Annotated in this window: 13 protein-coding genes and 1 tRNA gene; 9 read left to right on the plus strand and 5 right to left on the minus strand. The window is 62.2% G+C overall.

Annotated features, from left to right (window positions below; translation table 11 throughout):
* Positions 1-246, minus strand: a 246-nt coding sequence (locus tag OU11_RS03295) for an MFS transporter (protein ID WP_161782756.1), incomplete at its 3' end; no start/stop codon positions are given.
* Between the two features lie 269 nt (positions 247-515).
* On the minus strand, positions 516-1901 hold the full coding sequence (locus OU11_RS03300) for an MFS transporter (protein ID WP_081963426.1): 1386 nt from the start codon (positions 1899-1901) through the stop codon (positions 516-518).
* A gap of 177 nt (positions 1902-2078) precedes the next feature.
* Here OU11_RS03300 and OU11_RS03305 point away from each other — a divergent pair, with 177 nt between their 5' ends.
* The gene (locus OU11_RS03305; RefSeq protein WP_152595003.1) at positions 2079-2915 is read left to right on the plus strand and encodes a helix-turn-helix domain-containing protein; all 837 of its coding nucleotides are present in this window, start codon (positions 2079-2081) and stop codon (positions 2913-2915) included.
* Between the two features lie 104 nt (positions 2916-3019).
* Entirely contained in the window at positions 3020-4567 is a 1548-nt protein-coding gene (locus tag OU11_RS03310; RefSeq protein ID WP_033514503.1) for a DUF5597 domain-containing protein, read from the plus strand.
* 99 nt (positions 4568-4666) lie between these two features.
* On the opposite strand, the gene metG is transcribed toward OU11_RS03310, so the two are convergent.
* Positions 4667-6532, minus strand: coding sequence for a methionine--tRNA ligase (metG, locus tag OU11_RS03315; protein WP_033514504.1), 1866 nt, complete (start codon positions 6530-6532; stop codon positions 4667-4669).
* Between the two features lie 172 nt (positions 6533-6704).
* Here metG and OU11_RS03320 point away from each other — a divergent pair, with 172 nt between their 5' ends.
* Positions 6705-7280, plus strand: coding sequence for a type IV toxin-antitoxin system AbiEi family antitoxin (locus OU11_RS03320; protein WP_033514505.1), 576 nt, complete (start codon positions 6705-6707; stop codon positions 7278-7280).
* Between the two features lie 58 nt (positions 7281-7338).
* On the plus strand, positions 7339-7689 hold the full coding sequence (locus tag OU11_RS09470; protein WP_223224127.1) for a variant leucine-rich repeat-containing protein: 351 nt from the start codon (positions 7339-7341) through the stop codon (positions 7687-7689).
* A gap of 20 nt (positions 7690-7709) precedes the next feature.
* On the opposite strand, the gene rsmI is transcribed toward OU11_RS09470, so the two are convergent.
* Complete coding sequence (gene rsmI, locus OU11_RS03330) at positions 7710-8744, minus strand: 16S rRNA (cytidine(1402)-2'-O)-methyltransferase (protein WP_052122600.1); 1035 nt, start codon at positions 8742-8744, stop codon at positions 7710-7712.
* Positions 8745-8900: 156 nt separating this feature from the next.
* On the opposite strand from rsmI, the gene OU11_RS03335 reads away from it, so the two are divergent.
* On the plus strand, positions 8901-10268 hold the full coding sequence (locus OU11_RS03335; RefSeq protein ID WP_033514506.1) for a DNA glycosylase AlkZ-like family protein: 1368 nt from the start codon (positions 8901-8903) through the stop codon (positions 10266-10268).
* 252 nt (positions 10269-10520) lie between these two features.
* On the opposite strand, the gene OU11_RS03340 is transcribed toward OU11_RS03335, so the two are convergent.
* The gene (locus OU11_RS03340; protein WP_052122593.1) at positions 10521-10751 is read right to left on the minus strand and encodes an Rrf2 family transcriptional regulator; all 231 of its coding nucleotides are present in this window, start codon (positions 10749-10751) and stop codon (positions 10521-10523) included.
* Positions 10752-10762: 11 nt separating this feature from the next.
* Between OU11_RS03340 and OU11_RS03345 the strand changes: the two genes are divergently transcribed.
* The 4 genes from OU11_RS03345 (at position 10763) to OU11_RS08785 (ending at position 13274) form a co-directional block, all read left to right on the plus strand.
* On the plus strand, positions 10763-11113 hold the full coding sequence (locus OU11_RS03345) for a DUF624 domain-containing protein (protein WP_052122594.1): 351 nt from the start codon (positions 10763-10765) through the stop codon (positions 11111-11113).
* 215 nt (positions 11114-11328) lie between these two features.
* A complete protein-coding gene (locus OU11_RS03350; RefSeq protein ID WP_033514507.1) occupies positions 11329-12003 on the plus strand; it encodes a DedA family protein in 675 nt (224 codons plus the stop codon).
* A gap of 257 nt (positions 12004-12260) precedes the next feature.
* Positions 12261-12333, plus strand: a tRNA-Ala gene (locus OU11_RS03355).
* A gap of 179 nt (positions 12334-12512) precedes the next feature.
* On the plus strand, positions 12513-13274 hold the full coding sequence (locus OU11_RS08785; RefSeq protein WP_052122595.1) for a vWA domain-containing protein: 762 nt from the start codon (positions 12513-12515) through the stop codon (positions 13272-13274).
* The last annotated feature ends 15 nt before the right edge of the window (positions 13275-13289 follow it).

Here is a 13289-nt window from a genome sequence, read left to right on the forward strand (position 1 = left end):
GCAACGGCCCCACTTGCTGCGCGTGCCGTCGATGATGCCACCCAGCACAGGCGCGACCACCGCGTCGATCACGCGCACCACCAGCATCAGCGTGCTCACCACCATCGGCGTCAAACCCACCGCATCCGTGTAGAACACACTCAGGAACGAACTGATCATGTAAAAGCTGAACGTCGTGCCCATCTCAGCCGACATATAACCAAAACGAGCCAAATACTTGGATTTCACACCTACTGCAGCAGCCATTGCCACAATTCCTTTCCAAGACACACCCAAGGCGCAATGCCCGCGCTTCCTCGCTTGAATCATCGCTCACTGCCGATGGATGGACCCAACACTTCGGCCTGCTCTTGTGCGCGCGTCACGCCTTCCGACGGTTCGTCGATGAACCGATTGTTCTCTTTACGACCACTTTTGCCTGCATGCCGACACCTGCTCCTACGGATGCCGGGCGACGGCGGGAACCGTGAGCCGCTCGGCCGAGATGGTCGAACGGCTCACGTTGCGATTGACGATCAGGCCTTATCGGCACCTTGCAGTTCAGCCGCTTTGGCGTCGGCTTCGGCGTTGGCGGCGTTGATCTCCTGCATGCGCTTGTTGGTCAGCGAATACGGGATCATCGGCAGCACACTCAGGAAGGTCAGAATCGCAGGCACCGCGTTGACCACAAAGTTGATGCTCTCGCGCATGCCCTCGGTCACCTCCACGCCCTGCTGGTAGCCGAACACGCCCAACAGGAACAGCCCGAGCCATCCACCGAGCGCCAAGCCCAGCTTCACACTCATCGTCATCACGCCCACCGAGGCGCCCGGCGTACGCTTGCCGTTGCGGAAGTAGCCGTACTCGATGCAGTCCGAGGTGGCGGAGAAGCTCATCAGCGCGCTCATCGCGAAGAAGCCGACGAAGAACGTGCACACGATCACCGCGATCGGGTTCGCATTCGGCCCCATCAGGAACAGGACCAGCAGCGCGACGCCATCCAAAGCATTCGCCACGATCATGCCCACCTTCTTGCCCAGGAACCGCAGCACGGTCGGCACGACGAACGGGACCAGGAACTGCCCCACCTGATAGGCCACCATGATCGTGCCGGCGAGATCCGCACGCTGCAGCGAATGCTGGTAGTAGTACACCTGCGTGCCGATACGCGACAGCGAGGCGGCCGTGCCCAGCACACTCGAGACCACCAGCAGGAGCAGCATCGGGTTCTTCACCAGCGAGGCCATGGATTCCGAGAACTTCACCTTCTCGCCGCTCGTGGTCGCGTCGACCACGGTCTCCTTGCACAGGAAGAAGCCGGCGAGGATCAGCGGGATGCACACGATGATGTAGATCACGTTCGTGATCTGGTAGGCGCCGGAATCATTGCCCAGGAACAGGATGATCGGCATCGTGACCGCCGAGAGCACGATGTTGATGATCGAGCCGCCGGCCGAACGCCACGAGTTGAGCACCACGCGCTCCTGACCGTCCGCGGTGATTGTGTTCACCAACGCCGCCTTCGACGTGTCCACCAGCATAAACGCCAGCTCAAGACCGATGTACGTGATATACGCATACATCACCTTGCCCGTGCCCGAGAAGTTGAAGTCCGAGAACGTCAGGATCGACAGCAGCACCAGGAACGGCAGGCCCCACAACAGCCACGGACGGCAACGGCCCCACTTGCTGCGCGTGCCGTCGATGATGCCACCCAGCACAGGCGCGACCACCGCGTCGATCACGCGCACCACCAGCATCAGCGTGCTCACCACCATCGGCGTCAAACCCACCGCGTCCGTGTAGAACACACTCAGGAACGAACTGATCATGTAAAAGCTGAACGTCGTGCCCATCTCGGTCGACATATAACCGATACGAGGCAAATACTTCGACGCCAAGCTACCGGAAGCAGCAGCCATACCATCTCCTTCGACAATCGAACCGCTTCATCGACGGACGACACCCCATTGAGGTGACGGGCCGATGTTTCAAACTCCTTTGGTCTGAACAGTCTTATTACAGCGCCGAAGTCAATCGTCGTCCATCGCAATAAAATAATATTGATAGTAAATAATTAATTTTTTTGTGGAGATATCGTGATTATCACACTAAGTAACCGCAAGCGCGGCAAAGACGTCATGCCGCTTGAGGTCAATATCCTCGGCTACAACCACAAGCAGGAAACCATCGACCGACCACGCGGCATGAGCCTGTACCAATGGTTCTATTGCGAACGCGGCAGCGGCGCCCTCACCGTCGACGATCAGCGTATGGTCATCCGCGAGAAACAGGGCTTTCTTCTGCATCCGCACGTCACTCACACCTACCGGCCGCTCAGTGACGACTGGACCGTCCACTTCGTCGGATTCAAGGGGCCGATGTGCGCCACCCTGTTGATGCAGCTGGGCATGTACGACTCCGGCGCATACTACTTTTCCGATCCGGATTTCTTCCGGGACCGCATCGCCGACATGTTCCACCTCTACATGCGCGACCGTCAGGACCACAACGGCATCGCCGCCGCATGCTTCCACCTGCTGCTGGGCCTGTCGGAACGCATCAGCCAGGTCGAGCACATCGGCACCTACAACGCCAACCCGATCGTCGACCGCGCCATTTCCGCAATCGAACGGCGATACATGGAGCCGTTGTCCATAGAGGACATCGCGGCCGAGGCCGGCGTATCCAACGAATACCTCTGCAGCCTGTTCAAGAAGACGGTCGGGCAGACCGTCCACCATTTCCTGACCGTCACCCGCATCGTCAACGCCCGTCTGCAACTGCTGCAATTCCCCGACAGGCCCATCGCCGACATCGCGACCGACTGCGGGTTCCGATCGGCGAGCCATTTCTGTTCGGTGTTCAGGAAGCATTCCGGCAGCACACCGGCAAAGTACCGACAAACTGCAAACATCAGCGATCTGCACAATTAATTCACTTTATTCTTAATTTTTTAGTATAAATAGTTTATTTTTGCGATAGACAGTCCGTTTGCGCCGCGGTGTAATGAAGGGGACCACTTTCCAAAGGAGGAACAATGGAATCCATTCCGCACATCGAAGACGTGAACGGCATCCCCACGCTGTTCGTGGACGGAGAGCCGTTCCTAGCCACCGCGGGCGAGCTGCAGAATTCGTCGGCCGCCAGCCTTGACTATATGGAGAAGAACGTCTGGCCGAACCTGGAGGGCATGCACGTCAATTCCCTGGTAATCCCGCTGTACTGGGAGCAAATCGAACCCGAGGAAGGCAAGTTCGACTTCACGTTGGTCGACGGCATCGCCAAGCAGGCCCGTGAGCACGACACCAAGATCATCGGCCTGTGGTTCGGCCTGTGGAAGAACGCCGAGTCCATGTACGTGCCCGGTTGGATGAAAACCGACACCGCCACCTATTTCCGCGCGCGCAAGGTCAGCGGCGAACCGCTCGACTCGATCTCCCCGCTGTGCGAGGCTGCTATCGAGAAAGATGCGAATGCATACACCAAGCTCATGGAGCATATCGCCGAGCTCGACCGCGACCAGACCACATTCATCTTCATGCAAGTCGAGAACGAGATCGGCCTGCTCGGCTCCGACCGAGACTACTCGGACATGGCCAACGAGCTGTTCGTCCAGGGCATCCCCACCGACCTCGCGGAGAAGCTTGGCGTCGCTGCGGGCACCCCGTGGGCCGATGAATTCCCGGGCCATGACGGCGAAAACTTCATGGCTTACCACTATGCCAAGGATGTGGAACGCATCGCTGCGGCAGGCATGGACAAACATCCGATCCCCGCCTATACGAACTCCTGGCTGTACCAGTATCCCTGGAACCCGGGTTCCTACCCGGCGGGCGGTCCGTCCACCCCGACGCACCGCGTCTGGAAAGCCATGGCACCTTCGCTGTTCACGCTTGCCCCCGACATCTACGTGCCCACCATCGCCAAGGCGATGAACGACTACAGCTACGAAGGCAACCCGCTATTCGTGCCGGAGGTCCGCAAAGATGCACAGACCGCATCGTACGCCTTGCACGCGTTCACCAAGTACAACGCAATCGGCTACTCGCCGTTCGGCATCGAACAGCTTGCCCTCGACCCCGACTCGATTCCAAAGCCGCCGATGAGCGTGATGATCGCGCTGAATATCGACCCCTCGTCCTTCGACATCACCAACAGCAAGCCGTACCTGTCACGCGTCTATGAACTCATCCAGGGCATGAAGCCGTTGCTGCTCGAATACCGTGGCACGGACCGCCTGCACAGCTGGGTTCGCGAGAGCGAGACGGACTTCGGTCGCTACTTGACGTTGAAGAACTACGATCTCAAGGTCGCGTTCTCCCCCAAGGCCGAATCCCAGCCGTTGGCTTCCGGCGCGCTGTTCGAGCTTGATGACGACACACTGCTGATGGTCGGTATGATGTGCTCGATGAATTTCACCGCCAAGATCGGAGAGAACAGCAAGGTAGGCATCGTCTCCTACCAGGAGGGTACAATCGCCGACGGCCAATTCGTTGCCTCGCGCGTGCTCAATGGCGATGAGAAGATGAGCGTCGAGTTCGGACCGATGCCTGAGGCCCGCCTGCTCAAGCTGTACAAGTACTGATCTCCTCTCTCTCCTTTCCCGTCTACGCGAAAAACCGTGTACCCCGGATCCTGGGGTACACGGTTTTTCCTTGTCATGAATCCGTCCGGATTCCGCGTCTCAGCCCTGCAGCTTGGCCTTCTCCGCAGCCAGGCGCTGCGCCTCGGCCTCGCGGCGGGCGGCCAGCTCGGACTCGAAGCGCGCCAGCTCCTCCTCGACGGCCTCCTTCGGAATCTTCGCGAAGATCGGTGCGGGCTTGGCCACCGGGGTGCCCGGCACGATCGGCTCGCTGGCCCACGGACGGACCGTCTCGCCGAGCTTGTAGTCGCCGGTGATGATCGGGTAGGTGAAGCCCGGCTTGTCCAGGTCCTCGACCTCCTCGATGCGCGGCAGCGGCGAGAACACGCCCGTGCCGCCCAGCGCCTCCCACACCTTCTGCGCGGAGTGCGGCAGGAACGGGGCCAGGAGGTGGTTCGCGTCGGAGACGGCCTGCGCGGCCACATGCAGCACGGTGCCCAGTCGCGCCGGGTCGTCCTTGATCTTCCACGGTTCGGTAGCGGAGATGTACTTGTTGATGTCGCCGACCACGCGCATCGCCTCGGTCAGCGCGTTCTTCTGGCGGTGGCGTTCGATCAGGTCGCCGACCGTGGCGAACGCGGCCCGGGTCTCCTCCAGCAGGGCGCGGTCCTCGTCGGTCATCTTCGATTCGTCCAGCGCCGGGATCTCGCCGAAGTTCTTATGCATGAGGTTGGCCACGCGGTTGACCAGGTTGCCCCAGCTGGCGGCCAGCTCCTCGTTGTTGTGGCGCACGAACTCGCTCCAGGTGAAGTCGGCGTCGGAGGTCTCTGGGCCGGCCACCGAGATGTAGTAGCGCACGGCGTCCACGGGGTAGCGCGCCAGGATGTCCTTCACGTAGATCACGATGCCGCGCGAGGAGCTGAACTTGCGCCCCTCCATCGTCATGAACTCGCTGGCCACCACCTGTTCAGGCATGTTGAGCGGGCCGAGCTTGCCGGCCTCACCGCCCTTGGAGCCGGCACCGTTGTAGCCGAGCATCTCGGAGGGCCAGATCTGCGAGTGGAAGGTGATGTTGTCCTTGCCCATGAAGTAGTAGCCGGGCGTGGAGGGGTCGCACCACCACTTGCGCCAGTCCTCCGGGGTCTCGCCGAAGCGGCGGGCCCATTCGATCGAGGCCGACAGGTAGCCGATCACCGCGTCGAACCACACGTACAGGCGCTTGTTCGGGTTGTCGATCCAGCCGTCCACCGGCACCGGGATGCCCCAGTCGATGTCGCGCGTGATGGCGCGCGGCTTGACCTCCTTGAACAGGCCGATCGAGAAGTTGATGACGTTGGTGCGCCAGTCGGTGCGGGTCTTGAGCCACGCCAGGTTGGCTTCGGCGAGCGCCGGCAGATCCAGGAAGAAGTGCTCGGTCTCCTCGAAGCGCGGGGTTTCGCCGTTGATCTTCGAGACCGGGTTGATCAGTTCGTCCGGGTCGAGTTCGTTGCCGCAGGCGTCGCACTGGTCGCCGCGCGCGCCGTCGGTGTGGCAGATCGGGCATTCGCCCTCGATGTAGCGGTCGGGCAGCGTGCGCCCGGTGGAGGGGCTGATCGCCACCTTCTGCGTACCCTTATAGATGTACCCGTTCTTCAGGCACTGCTTGAACAGTTCCTGCACCACTTGCTCGTGATTGCCGGTGGTGGTGCGGGTGAACAGGTCATAGCTCAGGCCCAGATCGCACAGGTCCTTGGCGATCACGCGATTGTACCGGTTCGCCAGCTCCTGGGCGCTCAGCCCCTCCTTCTCCGCCTCGACCAGGATCGGGGTGCCATGCTCGTCGGTGCCGGACACCATGAGCACGTCATTGCCCTTCATGCGCTCGTAGCGCGCATACACGTCCGAGGGGACACCGAATCCGGCCACATGGCCGATATGGCGGGGGCCGTTCGCATACGGCCAGGCAACATTCACCAGTACATGAGTCATAGCCCCGATTATCAGGCCCAGCGCGGACACAGCGGCACCGCCGTCCCGACCATCGTCCCGACTGCGCGCACGCCGTCCACGTATCCGTTCCATCCACATCGGCTTATCCACTTATCCACTTTTTCCCGAAGCCCGGTGGCGCCCTCCCCCTCCGCCGCGTACGGTCGCAATCATGAGCAAAACCACAACCAACGAACCGCGGTCGCCACTGCTGTACGACGACGACCTGCCCGGCCCGATGAGCCTGCACCGTCTCGCTGGGCTCGGCGCCGTCCGCCAACTCGATGACGACAGCGCCTACCTGACCGAGGACGCCGAAACCCTATTCGGCCGCGCCTCCATTCTCGCCGCGCTCAAACCGTACAACACCGTGGCATGCGCCGTCAGCGCCGCGTGGGTCTGGCTCGGCGGCACGTTCCCCAACACCATCGACGTGATCTCCGCCTCGCACTTCCGCGCCCCGGTCCATGGCAGACGGGTCCGCGTGTTCAACCGCAAGGCCCCGGACGCGCACATCGCCGCCATCGGGCGGCTCAAGACGACCACGCCCGCCCGCACCGCCTGCGACCTGGCGCTGCTGCCTCCCGACGAGACACCGCGCCGCGAGGTCAACGATATGGTGTGCGCCCTCATGGATTCCAAACAGTGCACTCCGCAGGAATGCCTGGCCATCCTCGACGAGAACCGCTACTGGCCCAACGCGCCCCGCGCGCGGGCGTTCTTCGAGTACATCGCCCCCTGTTTCTGATTCCGGTCCCCGCCCGCACCACCATCCGTCCGCAATCGGAGAACAATCGGAGAACACCATGCGCAACCGTCTCGATCTCCTGTCCACGCAGCGACGCCGCCGTACGCCGGTTTCCGTCATCAGCCGGCTGAACGCCATCACCATCGGTCGCGTCCGCCGCGCGCCCGCCGTCCACGTCACACCGCCGGACCCGCCCATCCAGCCTACGCCGGCCATGGCCTGCGACCCGCTCACCCCCGACGCGGTGCTCTGGGCCATCGCGCGGGAGCGACCGGATCTGCGCCGCTGGATCGTGGCCAATCCGCACGCCGACGCCGAACTGCTGGAATACATCTCCCAGCGGGGAGGGCCGCACGTCCGCGAATCACTGAGCGTCCTGCTCGACTCCCTCGAGCAGCGCACGCGGTAGCGGCGACGCCGCCAACGCCGCTACTGCCGCATCGCCAATACGGTCGCGTAGACCTCCTTGCGGTTGGCCAGCGTGCCGTCCGCCAACGGATGCTCCTCGATCACCTGCATGATCGCGTCCTTGATGCGCAGACCGTCCTCCCTCGCGCGATCCACCGCCAGCACCGCCAGATCCGTGACGGACAGGGATGCCGGGGCCGCGGCCTGCGCCTCGCCCTCCGAGGCACCGCCCACCACCAGCACCATCTCCCCACGCGGCGGATCGTCGAGGACGCTTTGCCGGATCTCGCCGATCGTGCCGCGGCGCACCTGCTCGTACTCCTTCGTCAGTTCACGGCACAGCGCCATCGGACGGTCCGCGCCGAACGCCTCCAGCAGGTCGTCCATCGACTCGTCGATGCGGTGCAGCGTCTCGTAGAACACCATCGTGCGGCGTTCCGCGCGCAGGGCGCGCAGATGCTGCATCCGTTCCGCATGCTTGCGCGGCAGGAACCCCTCGTAGCAGAACCGGTCGGTCGGCAGTCCGGACAGGGCGAGCGCGTCCAGGACGGCGGAGGGGCCGGGAGCGCAGGTCACCGGCAGTCCCCGTTCGATGGCGCGACGCACCACCGCCAGTCCGGGGTCGTTGATTGTGGGCATGCCGGCGTCGGAGACGACGAGTACGGTGGCGCCCGCCTCCACCTGATCGAGCAGGCCGTCCGATTTCTCGCGTTCGTTGTGGTCATGGTAGGCGACGACGCGGCCGCCGACCCGCACGCCGAGCCGGTTCGCGAGCGCGTACAGCCGTCTGGTGTCCTCGGCGGCGACGATGTCGGCGCGTTCCAGCAATGCGACGAGTCGCGCGGAGGCGTCGCCGTCGTTGCCGATCGGCGTGGCGGCCAGCACCACGGTGCCGCGGGGAATGGCGATCGCACGCGACGCCGCAGGGGCGGCGGCGTCCGCCGTGACCTCGTCGGCACTGGTCGCGTCAGTCCCGTCGATACCCGTCGCGTCGTTCGGATCTTCGGCGTCCGCCGCGGAATCGTCAGTACCGGTTATGGCGGTCGCATGGTCCATGACTGCGGCCGAGTCACCGGAGCCGTTGGGGTTCATCGCATTGGTCAGGTGCTGCACGTCTTCCATACCATCCAGTATCCCGCAACCGGTCGATGCGCCGTCCCGCCATCCAGATCAGATCAGATAAGATAAGATAAGATAAGATAAGATAAGATTATGGAACTCGCCGAAGATGAACACACCGAATTCAAACGCGCCTGGAGCGACAGCGCCAAACGATCCATCGTCGCGTTCGCCAACACCGATGGCGGCACCATATACATCGGCGTGGATGACGACGGAACGGTCATAGGCGTCAAGGACCCCGATCAATGCATGCGGCAAGCGACCCAAGCCGCCGCCAATGCGATTCTTCCCGATATCCTGAACTTCATTTCGGTCTCCACCAACCACATGGAAGGACTACCGGTCGTCGTCGTGCAGGTCAGGCGGGGCACCCATCCACCCTATTATCTGGCCGACAAAGGCCCCCGTCCGGCAGGCGTGTACATTCGATCCGGAGCCGCCTCCATCCCCGCAACGGAAACCGCCATTCTCGATATGCTCCGGCAAAGCGCCCCCGTTGCATACGAAGACATGCCCAGCTTCCAGCAACAACTCACGTTCATTGCCACCAAGGCATTCTTCGATGCATCCGGCATACCTTTCGGCGAGCATCAGCACCGATCCCTGGGGTTGCTGACCCCCGACGGCGTGTACACCAATCTCGCACTGCTGTTATCCGACCAATGCATGGCCTCCATCAAAGTGGCCGCATTCGCCGATATCGGCAAAGAGGCATTCCAGTCGCGCAGTGAAATCACGGGCCCGCTACCCCAACAATTCGAACAGGCGAGGTCTCTACTGTCCCAATACAATCATGTCCGCTCAGCCGTCGGCCCCGATATGCGCCGAGTGGACGAGTACGATTTCCCGCCGGACGTATTGAGGGAGGCATTACTTAACCTCATCATCCACCGCGACTACGGCATCTCTGCCCCAAGTCTCATCAGCGTCCTCCCCGATCATATTGAATTCGTCAATCTCGGAGGACTACCGACCGGATTAACCAAGCAGGACATGCTCAACGGCATCTCCGTCCAGCGCAACCCCAAACTCGCCTCCATATTCTATCGTTTACGCCTGGTCGAAGCATATGGCACCGGAATCCGCCGCATTACCCACGCTTACGCACACATGTCGGCAAAACCGGTTTTTTCCATCACCGATCACACCTTCAGTCTGAGCATCCCCGCCCTCGCCCCGAACCCGCCCACAAAGGAGGATCCCGCCATAAGCACAAGGGTTCAAGATTCCCACTCCCCAACCAAGCGGATCGACTCTCATTCCGGCCACACCGACGAACACGAATCACTGATACGGAAGTATGTGCGCGACCACGGCGTAATCACCCGAGCCGAAGCCCAACAAATCACCGGCATGTCCCAGGCGGCCGCCGCCAGATTGCTACGCGCCATGGTCGAAAAGGGCCGGTTACGCCGCGTGGGCAACGGTCCGTCCACAGCCTACCGAATCAAGGAATAAGGTTCCGCATATCGACGGTGTCCGACCCGAACCATTCCACCGGGGACGCGGGTGCGCTGATATGACCCTGTAATATGCGTTTAGTTGCGGATTCGCAACTAAACGCATATTGGCGACATCGCACACGCCCGCCACACCGCAAGACAGCGCGACCATCGTGCGTGCCCAACACCAAGCGGTGTGATTCGGCGGTCAATCCGAGTGCTCCAAGAAATCGCTCCACGGTGCTTTCGGCGCGTTGTTCGGCCTGAGCTAATCCAGGCGCTTCAGGAGGTCGGCGAGCGTGGTTTGCGCGAGGCGGTGCTCTAACGCCGCCTGGGCATCGGCCAGCTCACCGTCCAACACCTCGTGGATATGGCCCCCGACCGGGCAGTCCGGGTTGGGATTCGCGTGGAAATCGAACAGGTGGCCGCCGTCCAGTGAATCGACGGCGCGGAAGACGTCGAGCATGGTGATCTCGCCGGCGGGCCGGGCCCGCCCCATTCTGGCGGTTCATGACGTTGCTGACCCGATACACGGCACTGAACGTGCTGTTCGTCATCACCTGCATCCCGGTCGTCACCATCGGCCCGGCGCTCACCGCGCTGTACAGCACGGTGTTCGCATACAACGACCATGAGGACATCAACCTGCATCGCGAATATCTCAAGCGCTTCAAGCGTGAATTCTTGCCGGGGCTGCTGTCGTCCATCATCTTCCTCGTACTGGCGGCGTTGATCATCTTCGGTTTCGCTTGGATCGCCTATGCGAAGTCGCTCGTGCTGCTGCGCGCGTTCGACAAGTTCTCCGATCCGAACAAGGCGCAGGAACAGCCCACCTACGTCAACAGCAGCGCCTCGCTCTAGCGGGACGCCCGACACAACAACCCGTTTCATCCTCCTCCTTCCTTGGGGCTTCCGTCCGGCAACGGGCGGAAGCCCTTCCTTGTTTCCCGCCCGGAGAAGAGCGTTCCGCCCCCAAGGCATCCCGCGAAGCCGCACCCATTGTTGGCGCACGGCGGTATGGTTGGTTCCGGCCAATGTGTCGCAATACCGACCACAGACAGAGGGATATCTAAGGTATGGGTTTCGTCAATTTCATCGTCGAGCTGCTCAAGGATCCGCGCGCGGCGATCGCCAGCTGGATCGCGATGGGTGTCGCGCCGACGCTGGGCTTCATCTTCCTGATCATCTTCATCGAAACGGGCGTGGTCTTCTTCCCGTTCCTGCCGGGCGACTCGCTGCTGTTCGCAGCCGGATTCTTCGCCGCTCCGGACGCGGCGACCGGAGAGTCCGCGCTGCCGTTGATGGCGTTGCTGCCGGTGGTGTGGTGCGCGCCGATCATCGGCGACCAGTGCAACTATTTCATCGGTCATTTCTTCGGACGCCGCATCATCGAATCCGGCAAGGTCAAGGCCCTGACCCCGGAACGTCTGGCCAAGACCGAGTCGATGATCGAGAAGTGGGGGCCGCTGGCCGTGTTCCTCGGACGTTTCTTCCCGTTCATCCGCACGTTCATGCCGTTCATCTCCGGCATTTCCGGCATGCGCTGGGCCCGGTTCACCCCGTTCTCGGTGCTGGGCGGCCTGTGCTGGTCCACGCTGTTCACCCTGCTCGGCTATTTCTTCGGCGGCATCCCGGTGGTGCAGGAGAACTTCGAGCTGGTCATCGTGGCCATTCTGGTGATCTCCCTGATCCCGACCATCGTCGGCCTGCTCAAGGCCAAGTTCGGCAAGAAGCGTCCCGCCGCCAACTAACCCCGCCACCCCGGGTCCCATCCCCGGGCACCCCATCCCGGGGTCATCCCGGGTCCCCGCCTCGGGGTCCCAGTTTACGGACTCTGACACATTGCAACGTCAACCCGTTTTCAAAAACCCCGGAATTCCGCGGTTTTCGGGGATGGATCACGGTCACGATGGATCAGAGTCCAAAAAGCGGCGCCACGGAACTTGCATTTGGGCAGGGGTCGCACTATAGTGGCCGATGTTGTCCTGCGGAGCAAGACAACATCCACGGGGCTGTAGCTCAGTTGGTAGAGCGCTTCGTTCGCATCGAAGAGGTCGTGGTTTCGATTACCATCAGCTCCACGAGGACCCTCCGGATTCCACCCCGGAGGGTTTTCTTTTTCCCGACCGACCCGTCGCGATATCCCGACGGCGACGTATGCCGCATCCGCCCGGCACTTCCGCCTCCTTCCTCCGACAGACCGTCATATCCAAGGACTCCCACGGTATACATTGGTACTAAGAGACAGGAAGGACGAGCCATGCCCCGCAAATACTACGACATCGAATTCTCCCCCGTCATCATCGCGCTCGACGTCTCCAGTTCGATGGAGACCGACGACAGCGGCAACCATCCCCTTCAGGTGGCCGAAGGCATCATCCCCCAACTTGCGGAGCTCGGCAAACACTTCCCCACCGTCGACGACATGACCCGCATCGGCCTGATCACGTTCAGTTCCGGCGCCGAGGTGCAGCTGCCGTTGGGCGAGGTCGGCAAACTCTCCGACCTCGCCGGCAAGAGTGTTGATTTCAAGCCGCAGGGACTGACCTACTACGGCGCGGCGTTCAAACTCATCCATTCCGAGCTCCAGCAGGTGCGCCAGCGCCTGTTCGAGCACGAGCATCTCGAGGGGCTGAGCGTCGGCTACCACCGCCCCGTGGTCTTCTTCATCACCGACGGCCGCCCCAACGATTCCGACGCCGACCGCAAAGCCGCCTGGGAGGCGTTGGTCGGGGACGACGAACTGTCCCCTCATTTCGTGACCTTCGGCGTCGGCAACGTCCGCGCCGAGCACATCGCCCCGTACTGCAACCGCCGCGGACGTGTGTTGCTCGCCCGCGACCCGGCGAACGTCGCCCGCGACATCACCGACCTCATCGAACTGATGTGCGCCACCATCGTCACAATGAACGACAGCGGGCCGTCCCGCCGGGACGACGAATCGTTGTTCGCGGCGGATCACGACAGCTGGCGCGCGAACTTCGACGTGCTGAACTTCAACGACCAGTACGACGTGCTGTAACCCCAAGCGAAGGAG

Origin of the sequence: Bifidobacterium pullorum DSM 20433 (assembly GCF_000771405.1) — a bacterium.
Lineage (GTDB): Bacteria > Actinomycetota > Actinomycetes > Actinomycetales > Bifidobacteriaceae > Bifidobacterium > Bifidobacterium pullorum.